The 19,522-nt window shown below is 75.6% G+C and carries 13 protein-coding genes and 1 pseudogene; all 14 read right to left on the bottom strand.

The window, feature by feature from the left end:
* Nucleotides 1-222: 222 nt before the first annotated feature.
* The gene (locus ACFY3L_RS38490; protein WP_389335997.1) at nt 223-1,482 is read right to left on the bottom strand and encodes a cytochrome P450; all 1,260 of its coding nucleotides are present in this window, start codon (nt 1,480-1,482) and stop codon (nt 223-225) included.
* Entirely contained in the window at nt 1,479-4,241 is a 2,763-nt protein-coding gene (locus ACFY3L_RS38485) for a thiopeptide-type bacteriocin biosynthesis protein (RefSeq protein WP_389335994.1), read from the bottom strand. Before ACFY3L_RS38485 ends, ACFY3L_RS38490 begins: the two co-directional genes overlap by 4 nt.
* Nucleotides 4,238-5,593, bottom strand: coding sequence for an MFS transporter (locus tag ACFY3L_RS38480; RefSeq protein WP_389335991.1), 1,356 nt, complete (start codon nt 5,591-5,593; stop codon nt 4,238-4,240). The genes ACFY3L_RS38485 and ACFY3L_RS38480 overlap by 4 nt, the downstream gene beginning before the upstream one ends.
* 7 nt (nt 5,594-5,600) lie before the next feature.
* Nucleotides 5,601-6,650 (bottom strand): SagB/ThcOx family dehydrogenase, encoded by a 1,050-nt coding sequence (locus tag ACFY3L_RS38475; protein ID WP_389335988.1) that lies wholly within the window; start codon nt 6,648-6,650, stop codon nt 5,601-5,603.
* A gap of 61 nt (nt 6,651-6,711) precedes the next feature.
* Entirely contained in the window at nt 6,712-6,843 is a 132-nt protein-coding gene (locus ACFY3L_RS38470) for a hypothetical protein (RefSeq protein WP_389335985.1), read from the bottom strand.
* 611 nt (nt 6,844-7,454) lie between these two features.
* Nucleotides 7,455-7,694, bottom strand: coding sequence for a helix-turn-helix domain-containing protein (locus tag ACFY3L_RS38465; protein WP_389336020.1), 240 nt, complete (start codon nt 7,692-7,694; stop codon nt 7,455-7,457).
* Between the two features lie 132 nt (nt 7,695-7,826).
* Nucleotides 7,827-8,279 (bottom strand): annotated as a pseudogene (locus ACFY3L_RS38460) (PucR family transcriptional regulator); the annotation flags it as partial.
* Between the two features lie 823 nt (nt 8,280-9,102).
* Nucleotides 9,103-10,209 carry an o-succinylbenzoate synthase gene (menC, locus tag ACFY3L_RS38455; protein WP_389335983.1) on the bottom strand — a complete coding sequence of 369 codons (1,107 nt, stop codon included), beginning with the start codon at nt 10,207-10,209 and terminating at the stop codon, nt 9,103-9,105.
* A complete protein-coding gene (locus ACFY3L_RS38450) occupies nt 10,206-11,156 on the bottom strand; it encodes a GNAT family N-acetyltransferase (RefSeq protein ID WP_389335980.1) in 951 nt (316 codons plus the stop codon). Before ACFY3L_RS38450 ends, menC begins: the two co-directional genes overlap by 4 nt.
* The gene (locus ACFY3L_RS38445) at nt 11,156-12,310 is read right to left on the bottom strand and encodes a M20 family metallopeptidase (RefSeq protein WP_389335977.1); all 1,155 of its coding nucleotides are present in this window, start codon (nt 12,308-12,310) and stop codon (nt 11,156-11,158) included. Before ACFY3L_RS38445 ends, ACFY3L_RS38450 begins: the two co-directional genes overlap by 1 nt.
* Complete coding sequence (locus ACFY3L_RS38440; RefSeq protein ID WP_389335974.1) at nt 12,300-15,644, bottom strand: serine hydrolase; 3,345 nt, start codon at nt 15,642-15,644, stop codon at nt 12,300-12,302. Before ACFY3L_RS38440 ends, ACFY3L_RS38445 begins: the two co-directional genes overlap by 11 nt.
* Nucleotides 15,641-16,663 (bottom strand): ABC transporter ATP-binding protein, encoded by a 1,023-nt coding sequence (locus ACFY3L_RS38435; RefSeq protein WP_389335971.1) that lies wholly within the window; start codon nt 16,661-16,663, stop codon nt 15,641-15,643. Before ACFY3L_RS38435 ends, ACFY3L_RS38440 begins: the two co-directional genes overlap by 4 nt.
* Nucleotides 16,656-18,539, bottom strand: coding sequence for a dipeptide/oligopeptide/nickel ABC transporter permease/ATP-binding protein (locus tag ACFY3L_RS38430; protein ID WP_389335968.1), 1,884 nt, complete (start codon nt 18,537-18,539; stop codon nt 16,656-16,658). Before ACFY3L_RS38430 ends, ACFY3L_RS38435 begins: the two co-directional genes overlap by 8 nt.
* 3 nt (nt 18,540-18,542) lie before the next feature.
* On the bottom strand, nt 18,543-19,478 hold the full coding sequence (locus ACFY3L_RS38425) for an ABC transporter permease (protein WP_389335965.1): 936 nt from the start codon (nt 19,476-19,478) through the stop codon (nt 18,543-18,545).
* Nucleotides 19,479-19,522 lie beyond the last annotated feature (44 nt).

Raw genomic sequence — 19,522 nt, 5'->3', positions numbered from 1 at the left:
ATCCCCGTGATCGGCAGTAGCGTAGCTGCCTGGGAAGTTCCTGACAAGATTCCAGAATATCGATCGCCGGTGCGAAGAATTGATATCCGTGCCGCATTTCTTTGCAGCATTCATCGCGCCGTGGCACGTTTTCGGCCGCGTCGTGGAAATCGTTTCGGCGGGCGATTTCGACGATGCCCGGAGAGGGTCGCTACGGTCTCCGGCGGGCCGGCGGGCGTCGTCTCAGGGCGCCGCCGGGTGCGAGGCGCCGGCGCGGCGGGCGGCGACGACGGCACGGCTGCTCGCGCCGCGGGGCAGGAGGGCGGCGAACGCCTCCGGACCCGGGGACAGCCAGGCCGGCAGTTCGGCCACGCCCAGGAACGTGCCGGTCATCCGGCGCGGCGCCCGGGCGGCGAGTGTGGCGTGCGGGTAGGTCCGCAGCAGCTCCTCGGCGAGGACCGTCGCCTCCGTCATGGCCAGCGACGCGCCGACACAGGCGTGGATGCCACGCCCGAAGCCCAGGTGCGGGTTGGGGCGGCGGTCGAGGACCGGCTCGTCGGGGCGGTCGAAGACGGCGGGGTCGCGGTTGGCGGCGGCGATCATCAGCGTGACCGCCTGCCCGGCCCGGACGGTCTGCCCGCCGAGCACGGTGTCGCGGGTGCAGAAGCGGCTCTCGACCTGGATCGGCCCGTCGTAGCGGACCATCTCCTCCAGCGCGGTGCGCGACTCTCCGGCCGCGGCCGCCGCCTCCAGGCCGGCCCGCACCCGTCGGTCGGTCAGGCAGTGCAGCAGAAGGGTCTCCAGGAAGCGGCTCACCGAGACGTGCCCGACGACCAGGATCGCCCGCAGGGTGTTGCCGATCAGGTGCCCGGGCAGGCCGAGCGGGCGCGTGCCGGCCAGCAGCGTCCCGAGGACGCCACCGTCCGGTGCGGCGGCGAGCCAGCCGTCGACGAGCTCCGACAGCTCCGCTCTGGCCCGCGCGGCGTCCGGTGCCGCGCCGGCGGCGAACCCGCCGTCGAGACCCGCGAACAGCCGGTCGGTGGTCGCGGTGAACCAGCCGGCGTCCGGGGCGGGCACGCCGAGGTGGCCGCAGATGCCGTCGAGGGCCATCGGGCTGACGAGCTCCGCGGCGAGGTCGACGACCCGGTCGGTGGGCAGCGCCGCCAGCCGGCGCCGCACGGCGGCCCGCAGGCGCGCGGCGGACGCCGCCTGGTCGGGTGCCCTCCACGCGGCGACGAGCGCCTGCCGCAGCGGCCCGTGGTCGGGCGGGTCGAGGGCCTGCAGGCCGATGCGGGCGTCGGGGATGTCCACACCGACGCGTCTGGGGTCGGAGGTGAACGTGTCCGGGTCGCGCAGCACCCGCAGGCAGACGTCGTACCCGGTGCAGATCCACGCCTCCGCGCCGGGCTGCCAGTGCACGGGCGCGGCCTCGCGCAGCCGCCGGTAGTGCTCGTGCAGGTGGTCGAGCACGCCTGGGTCCCGTGGCGTCACTGCGGTCGTCATCGATGGCTCCCGGTCCTCGGTCGGGCGGCGGTGCGGGCCCGAAGCTCCAGCAGGCGGCGGGCGGCGAAGTCGTACGTGAGGTACTCCAGCCGGCGCGCGTCCGCGGTGAACAGACGGTTGCAGTGCAGGTGGAACGCCGACGCGACGATCGTGGCCGCCTCGTCGGCGCCGTGCGTGGCGACCAGCCCGCGGTGGTAGGCGGCGAGCCGCCGGTCGGTGTCGCCGGCAGCGGGGACAGCCGGGCGGGGCAGCGCGAGGTCGGCCCGCAGCTCCCGGTGCAGCTTGCCGATCGGGTTGCCGGGCGCGTCCGCGGCGATGCGCAGCCGGTCGCGGCAGGCCCGCGCGAAGCGCAACTGCCCGTCGAGGTCGAGCCCGAGGACGACGCACCACGACAGGAACCGGTCGACGGCCAGCAGCAGGCGGTCGAGTTCGGCCGGGGCCACGGCCAGGAGCTCGGCGACCTCGAGGCTGCTCGCCGCGAACAGGTCCTCGGCGCGGCGGAGGTGGCCGGGACCGCCGTACCGCACGATCTCGGGCACGTACTCCACCGTCGTGATCCGCGTGACCGGCCCCGCACGCAGCCGCGCGGCGACCTCCCGCAGCGCGATCTCGACGATCGGCCACCGGTGCTCACCGGCGGGGCGGACCCGCACGCGGACGTGATGTCCGCCCGCCCAGTAGCGCACGAAGAAGAACCCGTCGGCGACCCCCGCGCCGAGCAGCCGGCGGCCGGTGTCGCACACCTCCCGCACCACGGCGTCGGCGACGGCCGGGGCGCAGAACCACTGCTGCGCGATCCAGCGCAGGCCGTGTGCGGGGTCGTGGGCGGCGGTGCGCACGGCCCGGACGCGGGCACCGCGTGCCGGCAGCGGGATCGACACCTCACCGACGTGCCGCCCGGTCGGGCCGTGCACCGCGGGGCTCTCCACCTGCGGGAGCTCGCAGAACCTGACGGCGGGCTCCCGCGCCGCCCGGGCGAGCGCCGACCGCACCGACAGCGGGGCGTCGAGGTGGACCGGCAGCACCCGGTCGCCCTGGCGGAACCCGATCCACCGGCGGTCGCCGAGGCCCGGCAGCAGCCGGGACAGCGCGGCACCGGGCGTGGGATCGGCGAGCACCCCGGCGACGGCGGCACCGGTCGTCCGCCACTGCTCCGGGGCCACGATCACGGACCCGCAGACGACCCGGGGCAGGTGCGGGAGCGCGTCGAACGAGCCCCAGGACCACCTGATCGACCCCGGATCGGCGATGTGCAGCAGGGCGCGGTACACCGGGTCGTTGCCCGGGGCGTCGGCGGCGTGCGCGGACATCGGCTCGAGCCCGATGCGGCGGCCGGTCTCCCGGTCCCGCAGCACGAACTGCCCGCCGGACAGGCTGATGAGGATCCGGTCGAGGCCGATCGTGCCCGAGGGGTCGCCCGGCGGCGCGATGCGGTCGGTGCCGAACGACGGGCGGATCAGCACGTTGCCGATGCGTCCGCCCGGCGTGCCGACGAGATCGGCGACGATCACGCCCTCATCGGCGCGGTGGTGGGTGGCCAACCACCTGGCGAGCGGCTCGTGGACGTCGGCGCGGGACAGGGCGAACCTGGCCAGCAGCGCCACCGGTGAGCGGCGCTGAGCGCCCATCAGCACGGCGTGGAAACGGCCCTCGTGGGCGTCCAGCAGCGCCGCCTGCACCGATCGGGCGGAGGTCGCCGCCGCCGGGGTCTGGCCCAGGTCGTACGGCTCGCCGGTGGACAGCCAGTGCTCCAGCGCGCGCAGCGCCACCTTGTTGGTCACCGCCGGCACCAGCGGGCCCGGCCGGGGCAGCCCGGCCCGCTCCGCCAGCGGCGAGGCGGGTTCGGCGGAGCCGGCGAGGACGCCGGTGTGCGGGTCGAGCGCCGCCAGCAGCGGCACCTCGGCATCCTCGTACCGGTCGGCGAAGGCGGCACGCAGGCCGGCGAGCTGGTCCGGGGCCGGGCACAGCGCCTCCAGGCGCCCGGCCGCGCCGGTGAGGGCGGCGACGGTCCCGGCGTCCAGCCCGCCGCCGGCGAGGGCCAGTTCGAGGTCCACGTGATACCGGTTGCGTTCCGGGATGCCGGCGAGGCGTGGGATGGCGGCCGCGGCCGCCTGCCACTCCGACCGCAGGCGCGCCGTGAGGCGCGGGCCCGGGGCGGCGGGCGTGCCGGTCCGATCGGCCAGCCGGGTGATCGCGTCGGCCGCGGCGGGGCGCCCGGCGCGGCGCAGCGCGGCGACGGCGACCGATGCCGGCTCGGCGTCCGGGACGAGCAGGCCGGGCCGGCCCGCGTCGGGTGCGGTGGTCGCGACGGCGAGTTCGAGCGCTCTGATGTCGATGCGGACCCGGGCCCGGTGATCCCGCCAGGCGCCGAGCCTCGGGGCGCCCTCGCCGCCGGTGAGCAGGGCGGTGCCGGCGAACAGCCCGTACGGGGTGGCCCGCCCGCCCATGCGGGCGACGTACCGGGCGATGGCGTCGCGGACGCGTTGGTCGCCGCGGCTGTCGCGGTCGTCGCGATTGGAGCGGTCGTCGCGGCTGTCGCGGCTTTCGCGGTCGTCGCGCAGGAGGTCGTCGCCGGCGGCGAGCAGCAGCGCCTCGTCCAGCGGCGCGTCACCGTCGTAGTGGCCGGTCGTGAGGTACCCGACGAGCTCCGGCACGCTGAGGGCCGCGACCCTCAGCAGCGCGATCGGCCCCGGCCCACCCACGCCGCCGCCGCGTCCCCGCGTGCTGCCGTCGCCGTCGCCGCGCTCCGGCGTGCTCATGGCCGCACCCGCTCGCCGCTCGCGTCGCCGCGAAGGCCCGGTGTCGTGTCCCGGGTCGGTGCCGCGGTCGCGTCCCGCGGCGGCGGGGCGGCCGGCGGGACGGTGGTCCCGGCGGCGGCGCGGGTGCGGTGGTGGGCGTGCTCGATCAGGAGGGGCACCGCCGCCACGACCCTCAGGACGGCACACAGCAGGAGCGTCCCGGGCACGCCGAGGACGCCGGCCAGCACCCCACCGGCGACCGCGCCGATGGGCAGCGTCCCCGAGACGAAGAACCTGATCGACGCGTTCATCCGGCCGAGCAGCTCCGGCGGGCACAGCTTCACCCGCCGGCTGACCTGGGCGACGTTGTACGCGGCGGCGCCGGCCCACAGCACGAGGTTGGCGACGCAGAAGACGACCAGCCAGAGGCCGCCCGCGATCCATGGCAGCAGGAACGCGAACGGCGCGGTGAGCAGCAGCGGTGCCCACACCGCGACCCGCTCGCCGAGCCGGGAGGTGAGCCGCCGGGCGACGACCGCGCCGAGGACACCGCCGACGCCGCCGGAGCTCAGCAGGGCACCGGCCTGGCCGGACGTCAGCCCGTTCACGTCGGTCAGGAGGAGGATCAGCGCCGGCGTGGCCGCCGACGCGGACAGGTTCCACAGCGCGGTGCTCGTGGTGACCGAGCGCAGCCACGGCTGGCGGACGACGAACGCGACGCCGTCGGCGAGCTCGCGGCCGATCCGCCGCCTGGGTGGCGGCGGCGCGGTCCGGACCTCGCGCACCCGGCCGATCACCCCCGCCGAACCGGCGTAGAGGGCCGCGGTCGCGAGCAGCGCCGAGGCGCCGTGCAGCGTCGCCGCCAGCAGACCGGCGAGGGTGGGCCCGCTGACCTGCGCGACCTGGGCGCTCGACTGCAGCCGGGAGTTCGCCAGCGTGTACTGGTCCGGGTCGACCAGCGACGGCGGGTACGACTGGTAGGCGATGTCGAAGGCGACGGAGCAGCACCCGACGCCGAGCGCGGCGATGTACAGCGGCACCATGCCGGTGCGCGGGTCGAGCGACACGGCCCAGCCGGCCACCAGCGCCACGGTCCGGCCGGCGTTCGCCCCGAACAGCACGGGCCGCTTCGGCAGGCGGTCGACCATGACCCCGACGGGCAGGCTCAGCACGATGAAGGCGAACGTGCCGGCGGCGGTCACCAGGCCGATCTCGGCCGGCGTCGCGTGCAGGTTCGTGGCGGCGAGCAAGGGGAAGAGGAACAGGCCGACGGAGTAGCCGAACTGCCCGAGGGTGTCGCCCGCCCAGAACAGGTTGAAGTTGCGCCGCTCGCGGCGAGCGGTGGCTCCGGGCGCGCCGGTGGTGTCGGTCATCGCCCGGTCAACCCGGCAGGCCCGGCGCGTCCGGGTTGCGCGCGTGCCCGGCGGCCAGCAGATAGGTGGGGATCTCCTCGGGGAAGTCCAGCCGCAGCAGCCCGGCGAGGGCGGCGTCGTCGTACGCGGCCGACTGGTAGGGGAACAGGCCGAGCGCGGTCGCGGTCAACGCGAACGTCTGGCCCGTGTGCCCGGCGTCGTAGCCCAGCAGCCGGTACGCCCGGGCGTGGCGGTACTTGTAGGAGACCCGCTCGAGCACGGCGGCGGTGGCGACGACGACCGGGGCGGTGCGCAGGGCGGGCTGGTCGAAGGCCGCCGCCAGCAGCTCGTCGCGGCCGGTCGCCGGGTCGAGGAGGCCGAGCGCGTGCCGGCGCGGCGAGTAGTGGTACAGGCCCGACTCGAGCCCGTCGACGTGGAGCGCGAACACGTAGGCCTCGATCTCGTTGCGGCCGCCGGCGCACGGGCTGGCCCGCAGCGGCACCTGGCCGAACACGCCGGCGTCGAGGTAGGCCGTCGGCCGGAACCCGTAGTGCAGCAGGGTCGCCAGCGCGGCGAGGGGCACCGCCGAGTCCGTGAACGCCCGGCAGGTCCGGCGGGCGGTCAGCGCCTCCGTGAGCAGGCCCGGCAGCGCGACCGGCTCCGGCAGCGCGACGACGCCGCGGTAGTCGACGTCCTCCTTGAAGAACGCCGGGGGCTCGTCGGCGGCGATCTCGGCGACGAGCTCCTCGCGCTCCTCACCGCCCGTGACGTACCGGGCCGCGGCGCCGACCGCGTGGAAGTAGGCCGCGGCGTTGCCCCAGCGTTCCCAGGTCGACGCCGGCCGGGCGGTCTGCGGGGTGTCGGCGCACTCGACCAGGTGGAACTGCCGCAGGCGTGCCATCGTGGCGTCGTCGACGAGGGCCGGCACGTCGGAGCGGGGCGTCCACGCGCCGATCTCGGCCAGCGCGGCCACGAGCGGCGCCGGCACCCGCATCCGCACGAACCGCTTCGTGTCGTAGACGCTCAGGCCGGGCCCGCCCCAGTCGAGCATGATGTCGGGGGACCGCCGGACGTACATCGCTCACGCTCCTGAAACAAGGGAGCGGGAGGCGCCCTGCGACGCCTCCCGCCCGTGCCGCTTAGAACACCGTGTGCTCGAGCAGGCGCGAGTTGTCCTCGTCGATGATCGTGATGTCGGTCATGACGTTCTCCTTTCTCGTCGCTGTCTGCAACTGATTGCCGGCCCGGGAAGCGTCTCTCCGGAAAAGCATGGAAAGCAAGCTGTAATGCGTGTGACGAAATCCACAATCGACTATTTAAGAATGCATTCTGGACAGCACTTCAGGCCCGGATCGGAATTGATCCGGGCAGCATTCAGGCAGCCTGCCGCAGTGCCGGAACCGGCACCGTCGAGGTTGGGTGGGTCTGCTCAGGCGACCCGCGTCGACCGCGGCGCGTGGCAGTGGAAGGTTGAAGAGGCCCTTGGAGGGCGGCCGGCATGCACCGGCAAGCGAACTGGCATTGTTTCCTACCCCCGTAAGAAAACCAATGGTCGTGTCGTCGCCACCCGTCACCGGCGGTTGCCCGACATAGATGGTCGGCGCCGGTGTCTGGAGGATTCGACCGTACCAGTGACGACCGTCGAACATCAACCGTGCCGGCGGGGATCGGGCGAATTTCCCCGCGATCGGGCCCGTCGCGTGTCCGATGTGGGCGGGTTCGGAAGTGCTCGATGGCGTTCCGCCCGCGCGTCCATTGCCGCGGGTGCGTCCGACGTATTTCCATACATCGGGGATATTCAATGTAGGGCGCCGAGGTCCGATTGTCTCCCGGCAGGTCCGGGAGCCGGCCCGGCTCGACGCGCCCGTGGAGGGCGGGGCCGTCAGTCGGTGGCGCGGGCGGCGAGGCGCAGCTCCAGCATCGCCGCGAAGCGGGCGTCCGGGTCGTGCAGGTCGAGCGGGCCGACCTCGGCCACCCGGCGCAGCCGGTACCGGAAGGTGTTCGGGTGCACGTACATGGCCGCCGCGGCGGCGACCGCGTCACCGAAGGCGTCCAGCCAGGCCCGCAGCGTGTCGACGAGGTTGGTGTTGTGCTTGGCGTCGTAGGCGAGCAGGTTCGCCACCGCGCCGCTGGGCCGGTCGCCGCGGGCCGACACGACGTCGGCGAGGTCCAGCAGCAGCGCCTCCACGTGCACGTCGGCGAGCCGGGCGACCCGCCGCCCGGCGGCGTTGCCGGTGCGCAGGACCCGCAGCGCCCGGTCCGCCTCCGCCCGCGCCGCGGCGAGCCCGGCCACGTCCTGCGCGACCGGGCCGATGCCGGCGACCGCGGGGGTGCGCTCGCCGACCCGGTCGAGGAAGTCGGTGGCGATCCGGAAGGCGCCGTCGGCACGGCCGCGGGCGACCGGGACGAGCCCGTAGACGACGTCGCCGACGAGGGCCGCCGCCGACCTCGGGTGCACCGCGCCGATGTGCATGGCGAGCGCGTCGGCCAGCCGCTGCCGCTCGGTGGCGAGCCCCGCGTCGGCGGTGACACCGGACGGGTCGTCGGGGTGGGGGAGGAGCGCGAGGCCGAGCACGGCGACCGGCCGGTCGGCGAGCCCGAGGCGGGTCAGCGCGTCCAGCGCCCCCGGGCCGCCCTCGAGAGCGGTGCTGAGCAGGTCGGTGCGCAGCCGGCGCTCGACGTCGGCGCCGGCCCGGATGCGCAGCATGTGCAGCGCGACGACCCGCGCGGCGTCCCGCAGCGCCTGCATCCGGTCGAGGTTGGGCGGCCGCTGGACGGCCGCCCAGATCGAGCCGAGGATCTCGTCGCCGGCACGGACCGCGACCGCGACCCTGGGCAGCAGGAAGTCGTCGCCGCCGGGCTCGACGTAGACGGGTTGGTCGCTGCGGTACAGGTCGCGGAAGATCCCCCGGTCGGTGAGCAGCCGCGAATACCGCTCGGGCACCTGCCGGCCGAGGATCGTCTCGATGCGGGACCGGTCGGCCTCGTCCTGCCGGCCCGAGTAGGCGAGGACGCGGGAGCTGCGGTCCTCGATGGTGACCGGCGCGTCGAGCAGCGCCGCGATCGCGTTGGCGAGCGCGAACAGGTCACCCGCCGGCACCCCGCCGAGGGTCTCCGGCCCGGCGTCGCCGACGTCGCCCTCGGCCAGCAGCGACCGCAGCAGCGCGGCGAGCTGCGCCCACGAGGCGCCACGGGTCAGCCCGAGCAGCGCCACCCCGGACTCCGCCGCGGCGGCCGCCAGGTCGGGGTCGGGCGGCACCGGCGCCCGCACGACCAGCGCGACGGCCTCCTGCCGGCCGAGCGTGCGCAGCAGCCGGGCGGTCTCGTCGGCGTCGCCGACGCCGACCCCGAGGACCAGCGCGTGCTGGGGGAGCACCGGCTCGTCGAGGGGGTCGTGGATGACCACGCCGCCGATCGCGGCGGCCTGCCGCGGGTGGAGGTCCGGGTCGCCGTGGACCAGCTCGAGGAGGGTCGCGCCGAGGTCGTCGAGGACGCGCCCGAGGCTGGCCTGTGGTCGCACACCAGGAATTTTAGATCCGGATCCAGGTCGTCTCGGTGGTGATCCCGGCAAGCACCTCGGGCAGTGGCTCGACGCCGAGCCCCGGCCCGGCCGGCACGGCCAGGTGGCCGTCGTCGAGGACGAACGGCGCGGTGACGTCGGTGCGGTAGTAGCGGCCGGAGGCGGACGTGTCGCCGGGCAGGGTGAAGCCGGGCAGCGCGGCGAGTGCCACGTTCGCGGCCCGCCCGACGCCGGTCTCCAGCATCCCGCCGCACCAGACCGGCACGCCGTGCGCCACGCAGACGTCATGGATCCGGCGCGCCTCCAGGTAGCCGCCGACCCGGCCGGGCTTCACGTTCACGATCTCGCAGGCGCCGAGCGTGATCGCCGCCGCCGCGCTGCGGGCCGACGTGATCGACTCGTCGAGACAGACCGGGGTGCGGATGAGCTTCGCCAGGGCGGCGTGGCCGAGCAGGTCCTCCTCGTCCAGGGGCTGCTCGATGAGCAGCAGGTCGAACGGGTCGAGCCGGCTCAGGTGCCGGGCGTCGGCGAGGGTGTAGGCGGTGTTGGCGTCGACCTGCAGCAGCAGCGCGTCGCCGAAGCGCTCGCGGACCGCCCGGACGGGCTCGACGTCCCAGCCGGGCTCGATCTTCAGCTTGATCCGCACGTACCCTTCGGCGACGTACCCGGCGACCGCGTCGAGCAGCTCGCCGATCGAGTCCATGATCCCGACGGAGACCCCGCACGGCACCCGGTCGCGGACCGCGCCGAGCTCTCGGGCGAAGGACCGTCCGGCGGCGCGCAGCTCCGCGTCGAGGACTGCCATCTCCAGGGCCGCCTTCGCCATGCGGTGCCCCTTGTACGGCGCGAGGACCGGCCCGACGGCGTTGGCGTCGAGCCGCGGGGCCGCGCCGAGCGCCGGGACGAGGAAGCGGGTGAGCACGTCGATGGCGGCCTCGACGTACTCCGACGAGTACAGCGGATCGGCCATCGCCACGCACTCGCCCCAGCCCTCCGCGTCGGGCGTGACCGCGCGCAGCAGGAGCAGGTCGCGGTCGGTGCTGGTGCCGAACGAGGTGCGGAACGGCGCCACCAGCGGCAGCCTGACGCGTCGCAGCTCGACCCCGGTGAGTTTCATGGATTCCCGTCGTTCCCTTCGGTGAGCACGTACCAGCCGGCCCGGTCGAAGCCGGCCACCCGCCGGCCGCCGGCCATGAGTGTGCCGAGCGTCCCGCGGACCGCGAGCCGCCAGGCGTGGGCGACGGCGGGCTCGGTCCGCCGCAGCGTCTCGATGTCCGGCGGCACCGCCACCAGGACGGTGCGCCCGTCCGCGCCGTCGAGGTCGCCCGGCGCGGGGCGGCCGTCCTCGGTGCGGCCCAGGCCGACCACCGCGCCCCGGCGCAGTTCGGGTTCGACGGTACGCACAGCCGGCCGCCCGCCGCACGCCGCCTCCACGGCCGGCGCGGCCAGGTCCCAGCTGACCAGCAGCCGGTCGCTGTCGTCGGCGCCGTTGAGCCCGTCGTTCATGCCGCCGTAGAAGTTCGTCAGGTACTCCGCCGGGGTCGCGGCCAGCTTCGCCACGTTGAAGTAGGAGTTGCGGGCGACGAGGGGGTCGTAGGTCCACGAGATGGTCCGCAGCCCGCGGCGCAGGGCCCAGCCGCGCTGGTGCGTCTTGAGCGCGAACCCGACCGCCCGCCGCCCGCCGCCGGCCGTGACGCCGGTGATGTGGCTGTGCATGGTCGCCTGCGCCGGCGGGCCGAAGAACGCGACGCACGCGCCGACGAGCTCGGTGCCGTCGTAGGCGCCGGCGACGTAGTTGTCGGCCTTGCTGAACGCGCGCAGCAGCACGGCGGTGACCGGCTGGTTGGCCGGGTCGGGCCGCCAGATCCGGTCGAACAGCCGGTGCATCGCCTGGAAGTCGTCGTCGCCGGAGATCTCGCGGATGGTCACCCCGGCCGCGGCCGCGGCGGCCCGCGCCTGCTCGTCGGCCGTGTCGGCGGTGCCGGTTCTGTCAGCGGCGGCCCGCGTCTGCCCGTCCGCGGCCGTGGCGGCGTCGCCCGTGGGGGCGGTGTCCAGGGTCACCATCACCTGCCTCCCGCGGCGGCCAGGACGTCCAGCACCAGCGCCGCGACGAGCGCGGTGCGCCCGGGCAGCGCGTCGATGAGGACGTGCTCGTCGTCGGCGTGCGCGCCGCCGCCGACCGCGCCGAGCCCGTCGAGCGTCGGCGTGCCGATGCCGGCGGTGAAGTTGCCGTCGGACGCCCCGCCCACGGCGGCCCCGGTCAGCGGCGGCAGGCCCAGCTCGCCGGCGAGCACCGCGGCGCGGGCGAAGAGCCCGGCGGACGCGGCGGCGGTCAGCGGCGGGCGGTTGCCGCCGCCCTCGACCGCGAGGGTCGCGCCGTCGAGCACGGGGCGCAGCCCGGCGAGGGCGGCGGCGACCCGGTGCTGCTCGGCCTCGTCGCGGACGCGGACGTCCACGGCGAGCTCGGCGGCGGCCGGCACGGTGTTGGTGGTGGTGCCGGCGGACACCGCGGTCGGTGTGACGGTCGTGCCGAGGGCGGGGTCGCCGAGCCGGTGCACGGCGAGGACCTGGTAGGCCAGCTCGACGCCGGCGTTGACCCCGCGCTCCGGTTCGAGCCCGGCGTGGGCGGCCCGGCCGGCGATCCGCACCCGGTAGAACCCGGCGCCCTTGCGGGCGGTCTTGAGCGCGCCGCCGTCCGCGGACGGTTCGAGGACGAGGGCGGCGCGGGCGCCGGCCGCCTCCTGCTCGACGAGCGCCTGGGAGCTCGGCGAGCCGATCTCCTCGTCGCCGGTGATGAGCACGGTCACCGCGGCCCCCCGTCCGGTCGCGGCGGCGGCCGCGTGCAGCGCCATCACGACCCCGGCCTTCATGTCGAAGCAGCCGGGGCCGCGCAGCCGCCCGCCGGTCGTGGCGAACGGGTGCGTCGAGAGGGTGCCGACCGGCCACACCGTGTCGTGGTGGCCGAGCAGCAGGACCCGGTCCGGTCCGTCGCCGAGCCGCCAGCGCAGGTGGGTGCGGCCGTCGACGACGATCCGGTCCGGCACGGCGCCGAGGCGCCGCGCCCCGACGCCGGCGAGCACGTCGGCGCTGCGGGCGACGGCGTCGAGGTCGGCGGACGGCGACTCGGCCCGCACGAGCGTCTCGATCTCCGCGAGCAGGGCCGGCAGCGCCGACCGCATGGCCCGCAGCAGCGAGCCGGTGTCCAGCTCACTGTCCATGGTCGACCTTCGGCGTCGCCCGCACCCCGAAGTGCAGGTACGGCTCGCCGGTCGGCAGCGTGTAGAACGTGACCGGTGCCCAGTTCTGCGCCGACGGCTCCCTGACCAGGAACAGGTTCTCCCCGACCGGGACCATCGGGTACTCGGACACCGGATCCGGGATCAGCGCGGCGATCGGACCGGTGACGGTGGACCGCATGACCGGCCCGCCGTCGCGTTCGACGACCTCGATGCGCACCGAGGCCCGCTCGTACACGCCGAGGAAACGCTGGAAGTCGACCTGGACCGGCTCGGCGGGCGGCGCGATCGGGTGCGGCATCGCGACGCCGGCGGCCTCGGCGAAGATCTCCCGGTAGAGCTCGTCGTAGAGGTCGCGGCCGTTGCCGCCGTTGGTGAGCAGCGTGACGGCGAGGCCCTGCTCGGGCAGCAGGCGCAGGAACGCGGACTGGCCGATGGTGTTGCCGTCATGCCCGATGAGCCGGTGCCCGTCCCAGCCGAACCGGATCCAGCCGAGCCCCCACGAGTCGCCGAGGGAGTACTTGTCGGGCAGGTCGGCGTGCTCGGCGGCCATCGCGGCGGCGCTCGCCTCGCTCAGCACGCGCGTGCCGTCGGGGGCGAGCCCGCCGGTGAGGTGCAGCCGGGCGAACGCGAGCACGTCGGCGGCGGTGGCGTTGATCAGGCCGGCCGGCCCGAGTGAGCGGGGCAGCGCCCACGCCGGCGCGACCCGCTGGTCGCCGGGGTCGTCGGGGTTGCTGCCGACGTGGCCGATCGCGGTCCGGTGGGCGAGGGCCTCCTCCGGCAGGGTGCCGGTGCGGCGCAGCCCGAGCGGGCCGAAGAGCCTGGCCCGCAGCGCGGCGTCCCAGGTGCCGCCGGTCAGCTTCTCGATGACCCGGCCGGCGAGGGAGAAGCCGGCGTTGCAGTACGACCAGGTGACGCCGAGCGGGTGGTTCTGGGTCTGCTCGGCGAGCAGGGCCACGTACCGCTCGAGGCAGTCGTCGCCGCGCCCGGTGTCGGTGAACACGTCACCGTCGATGCCGCTGGTGTGGGTGAGCAGGTGCCGCATGGTGACCTGCTTGGTCACCTCCGGGTCGGCGAGGCGGAACTCGGGCAGCACGTCGACGACCGGCGCGTCCAGGTCGAGCAGGCCCTCGTCGACGAGCTGCAGGACCACGGTCGCGGTCCACACCTTCGAGATCGACCCGATCTGGAACACCGAGTCGGTGGTGGTGGCGACGCCGGTGTCCTTGTTGACGACGCCGTAGGCGGCCTCCACGAGCTCGTCGCCGTGCGGGTGCAGGCGCAGGATGCCGAGCGTGGCGCCAGGCACCTTGTGCCGCGCGGCGAGGGCGGTCAGCCGGCGCTGCCAGTGCGCCGCGTCCAGGGCCGGGCGGCGCGGCTCGCGGCCGGCGGCGAACCGCTCGACCCAGTCGACGATCCGGCGGTTGAAGTCGATCCGGTGCGACGGCCGGCCCTGGAGGATGAACAGGTGCGAGGCGTCCGGGTAGAGGACGAGGCGGGTCGGCACGTCCCGCTCGCGCAGCGCGGTGTGCCACTGCTGCGCCTGCCCGGCGGGGCACCGCACGTCGGCGGCGCCGTGCAGGATCAGGGTCGGCGTGCGGACCCGGTCCACGCGGGTGATCGGCGACATCGCGGCGACCGGACCACCGGCGAGCTCGAAGGCGTTGAGGAAGTGGCCCGCGTCGGCGGTGCCGGACTCGCTGGTGAGGTCGCTGACCACGCCGCCGGCGACGGCGGCGGCGAACCGGTCGTCGATCCCGGTCAGGTAGCAGGTCATGTAGCCGCCGTAGCTGTATCCGGCGACGGCGAGCCGGGCCGGGTCGGCGACCCCTTCGGCGACGAGGGTGTCGACGGGTTCGAGGAGGTCCTCGGCGTCGGCGACGCCCCACGCGCCGACCGCGGCGGTGTAGAAGGCCTCGCCGTAGCCGTCGCTGCCGCGCGGGTTGAGCAGCAGCACGGTCCAGCCCCGCGCGGCGAGCTCCTGGTGGTACAGGTGGACGTCGTCGGCGGCGGCGTTCCACGCGTTGTGCGGGCCGCCGTGCACGTCCAGCAGCAGCGGGCCGGGCCCGGTCGTCGCCGGGTCGCGGACCAGCCAGCCGTGCACCACGGTGCCGTCGGAGATGGTGAACTCGCGCTCCAGGCGCGGGTACAGGTCGAACTCGGCGTCCTGCTCGACGAGCACCGTCTCGTCGCCGGTGGTCAGGTCGAGGGCGACGAGCGAGCCGAGCGAGGCCGGGGTGAGCAGCAGGACGACCGCGGTGCCGCCGGCGACGGACAGGCCGGCGACGGAGCGGCCGGCGCCGGCGAGGACCGGTCGCGGGTCGCCGCCGCCGACCGGGACGGTGTAGAGGTGGGTGTCGCCGCGGTCGCGGACGCAGAACAGCACCGACCGTCCACTGTCGGCGGTCACCGGGAGCGCGCCCGGGTAGCCCGGCCCGCCCGGCATGACGTTGCGGTCCAGCGGGGCGGACAGGCTGGTGACGGGCCCGCCGTCCAGCGGCACGCGCAGCAGGTGCGCGTGGCCGGTGAGCCGGCCCGGGAACCCGGTGACCAGCAGCGCCTCGCCGTCCGCGGTCCAGGTGACCGGGCCGCCGGTCCCGTCGGCGAGCCCGGCGAGCCGAGGCGGCGCCGCCGGGTCGGTGGCGGAGCGCACGTACACCGGGCAGTGCAGCGTCCGGTCCGCGTCGGGCGCGGTGGCCGCGGTGTAGGCGAGCCGCGTGCCGTCCGGCGACCAGGCCGGGTCGCCGGCGTGCCAGTCGCCGTCGGTGAACCGGCGGCACGCCTTGGTGGCCACGTCCACGACGTGCACGTGGCTGCGCATGGTGCGCAGGTAGCCGGCGCCGTCGGCGAGGTAGTCGAGCCGGTCCGTGACGATCGGCGCCGCGCCGCGCCGCTGCCGGGCCGCGTCGTCCTCGCCGTCGGCGGCGTGCAGGTCGACCGGCGCGGCGAACGCGATGGCCGTGCCGTCGGGGCTCCACACCGGCCGGCCGGCGCCCAGCGGCAGCGTCGTCAGCTGCTCGGGCTCACCGCCGCCGGCGGGCAGCAGCCACACCTGCGCGGCGCCGCCGGCCGCCCGCAGGAACGCGATCCGGGTGCCGTCCGGCGACCACGCCGGCGCCGAGTCGGCGCCGCCCCGGGTGAGCTGCACCGGCTCGCCCGAGCGGGTGCCGGCCCACCAGAGGTTGTGCAGGGTGCGGTCCGCCTCGGCGTCCACGGTGCGGAGCACGTAGACGACCCGAGTGCCGTCCGGTGCGATCGCCGGCTGCTCGGGCGCGGCGAGGGCGGGCAGGTCGTCGATGCGCTGGCGTCGGGTCACGACAGACTCCTCGTGGGAAGCGGGGCTTGCTTTTCAAGGCCGGATCGCGGCGCGGCGAAGTGGCAGGCGGCCCGGTGCCGGTGCGCGGCACCGTCCGGTTCGGTGTCGCGGCAGACGTCGCGCCGCAGGACGAGCGGGCCGACCGGGCAGCGCGGGTGGAACCGGCAGCCGGCCGGCGGGTGGTGCGGGTCCGTGGGCTCCGCGGCGTCCAGGACGGCCCCGACACCGGTGAGCGCGCCGGTCAGCGTGCCGAGCAGCGCCGGCCCGGCGGCGCCGGGCTGCGGCGCCGAGGCGAGGAGCTGCCGGGTGTACGGGTGCTGCGGGTCGCCGAGCACGTCGCCGACCGGCCCGCACTCGACGATCCGGCCGAGGTACATGACGGCGAGGATGTCGCTGACGTACCGGACGACCGCCAGGTTGTGCGAGATGAACAGCATCGACAGGCCCAGCCGGCGCTGCAGGTCGCGCACCAGGTTCAGCACGGTGCCCTGGATGGACACGTCCAGCGCGGAGGTGATCTCGTCGGCGACGATCACGTCGGGGCGGGCGGCGAGGGCCCGGGCGAGGGCGACCCGCTGCCGCTGCCCGCCGGACAGCTGCGCCGGGTACTGCCGGGCCCGCTCCGGCGCCAGCTCGACCAGGTCGAGGAGCCGGGCGACCTCGGCCCGCCGGGCGGCGGCGGTCGTGCCGCGCGGCACCGCCTCGGCGATCGAGGCGCCGATCGTCATCCGCGGGTCGAGCGACGAGTACGGGTCCTGGAACACCATCTGCACGCGGCGCCCGGCGTCGGTGCCGGGGGTGCGCGGCAGCCTCCGCCCGTCCAGCAGGATCTCCCCGCCGGCGAGCGGGGCGAGGCCGACCGCCGCGCGGGCGAGGGTCGACTTGCCGGAGCCGGACTCGCCGACGAGCCCCACGACGCTGCCGGCGGGGACGGTGAGGTCGACGCGGTCGACGGCGGTGACGCCGCGCCGCCGCCCGCCGAAGCGGACCGAGACGTCCCGGAAGCTCAGCTCATTCACCGTGCCCACCCGCCTTGACCAGCCCGGCGTGCCAGCACGCCACCCGTCCGCCGTCCGCCGCCGCTGTGACCGCCGCTGTGACCGCCTGCAGGGGCGGCTCCTCCTGCCGGCAGTGGTCGTCGGCGTACGCGCAGCGGGGCGCGAACGCGCAGCCGGTGGGCACCTCGCCGGGCTCGACCGGCCGGCCGGGGATGACGGTCAGCGGCAGGTCCCGGTCGGTGCCGAGGTGCGGCACCGCCGCGAGCAGCGCCCGGGTGTACGGGTGCCGCGCCCCGGCGGGCAGCGAGGCGGCGGCCACGTCCTCGACGACGCGCCCCGCGTACATCACCAGCACCCGCTGGCAGACCTGGCCGACGACGGTGATGTCGTGGCTGATCAGCAGCAGCGCGACCGCGTCGGCGGCCCGGATGTCCTCCAGCAGCGCCAGCACCTGCCGCTGCACGGTCACGTCCAGCGCGGTGGTCGGCTCGTCGGCGACGATGAGCGCCGGGGTGCCCATCAGGCCCATCCCGATCATCGCCCGCTGCCGCATGCCGCCGGAGAACTCGTGCGGGAACTGGTGCGCGCGTCGCTCGGGCGCGGGCAGCCGGACGGCGCGCAGCCGGTCCACGGCCCGCGCGAACGCGTCCCGGCGGCTGAGGCCCTGGTGCTGGACGGCGGGCTCGGCGAGCTGCCGGCCGATGCGCTGGGTCGGGTTGAACGACGACATCGGGTCCTGGAACACCATCGCGAACGAGGTGCCGAGCAGGCGCCGCTGGGCCCGGCTCGGCCCGTGCCGCAGGTCCTCCCCGGCGAACTCCAGCCGGTCGGCGCGCACCTCGCCGGGCGCCTCGATCAGCTGGGCGACGGCCAGGGCGGTGAGGCTCTTGCCAGAGCCGGACTCGCCCACCACGCCGACCGCCTCGCCGCGGCGGATCGTGAAGCTCAGCCCGCGGACCGGCGTCAGCTCGCCGAACGAGACGCGGAGGTTCTCCACGGCGAGCACGGTGTCGCCTTCGCTGTCCACAGTGGACGGCACGGCGGGTTCCCGGCGGGGCCCGCGGCGGCGGACGGCGGTGAACAGCGGCGTGCTCTGGCCGATCTGCCGGGCGATCGCCTCACCCGTGAGATTGAACGCCAGCCCGGCGAGCACCACCGCGGCGCCCGGGACGAGGGCCGCGAGCGGGTGGACGTACAGGCTGTTCAGCCCCTCGCCGAGCAGCCGCCCCCAGTCGTACGACGGTGCCTGCACGCCGAGGCCGAGGTACGACAGGCCCGCGAAGGCGAGCAGCGAACCGCCGGCCGCGACGGTCGCGTTGACGACGAGCGGCCCGCCGATGTTCGGCAGGACGTGCCGGACCAGGACGCGGAGCCGGCCCACCCCCGCGATCCGGGCGGCCGCGACGAAGTCCCGCTCGGCGACCGAGGCGACCAGGGTGCCGGTCAGCCGCGCGAAGGCGGGCGCGACCGCGAAGCCGATCGCGAGGACGGAGCCCTTGGCGCCAACCCCGAAGATGACCGCGAAGCTGAGGGCGAGCAGCAGCCCGGGGAACGCGACCGCGACGTTCACCGCGGCGGTCACGAGACGGCCGAGGCGCGCGCCGATCAGCTGCGGCGCGGCGCCGAGCAGCAGCCCGGTGACGACGCCCAGGCCGGTCGACAGCAGCGCCAGCACCACCGAGAGCCGGGTGGCGACCAGCACCCGGAAGAAGATGTCCCGGCCGAGCCCGTCGGTGCCGGCCCAGTGCGCCGCCGACGGGCCCTGCAGGATGTTCGCGGTGTCCACGGCGTCGGCCCGCCCGCCCCACAGCACGGGCGCGAGGACCGCCAGGGCCAGCACCGCCGTGAGCAGGGCCGCCGCGGTGACGCCGAGCGGGGTACGCAGTCGCTGCGGCACGGTTCAGCTCTCCCGGATCGTCGAGCGCGGGTCGAGCAGCGCGAGGCCGACGTCGACCACGAGGTTGACCAGGAGCACGCCCAGGCCGTAGATCAGCACGATGCCCTGCACCACCGGGTAGTCCTTGGCCAGGATCGACTGGACGATGGTGCTGCCCAGGCCGGGCCACGCGAACACGTTCTCCACCAGGACGGTCGTCGCGACCAGCCCGCCGAGCAGCAGCCCGGCGATGGTGACCGTGGCCGTCACCGAGTTGGGCAGCGCGTGCCGCAGGTACAGCCGCCGGGCCGGCAGCCGCTTCGCGCGGGCGGTGCGGATGTAGTCGGCGTCCAGCACCGCCAGGGTCTCCACCCGCATGATCCGGGCGAGCACCGCGGCCGGGCCGAGGGCCAGGGCGAGGACCGGCAGCACGTACGAGTCGGGCCCGGCCCGCCCGGCGATCGGCACCAGCCCGAGCCGCACCCCGAACAGGTACACCAGCCCGGCGCCGACCAGGAACTCCGGCATCGCACCGAGCAGCACGCTGGTCGAGGTGAAGCCGAGCTCCAGCCGCCGGCGCCGGCCGCCCCGGGTCAGCACCGCCATGGTCAGCCCGAGCGGCACCGACAGCACGACGGCGACCAGGAACGCGTACCCGGCGAGCTCCAGCGTCGCCGGGTAGCGCTCCGCGATGACCTGGGAGACCGGCAGGCCGGAGACCGTCGAGGTGCCGAACCTGCCGGCGAACAGGTCGCCCAGGTAGTCCAGGTACTGCCGCCACAGCGGGTCGTCCAGGCCCAGCTGCTCCCGCCGCGCGGCGACCAGCTCGGCCGGTGCGGCGACGCCGAGCGCCGCCCGCACCGGGTCACCCGGGATCAGGTGGATCATGCCGAACGCCGCCGTCAGCAGCACCCAGACCGACAGCAGCAGCCTGCGCGACCGGCGCGCGGCGAACCGCACCCACGCATTGTCCGTCAGTCTGCCCGCCAGTTCGCCCGTGAGTT

The sequence above is a fragment of the Dactylosporangium sp. NPDC000521 genome, assembly GCF_042898305.1.
In the GTDB taxonomy this organism is placed as follows: domain Bacteria; phylum Actinomycetota; class Actinomycetes; order Mycobacteriales; family Micromonosporaceae; genus Dactylosporangium.
The sequence above is the reverse complement of the archived record's forward strand: the minus strand, read 5'-3'. Positions and strand labels throughout refer to the sequence as shown.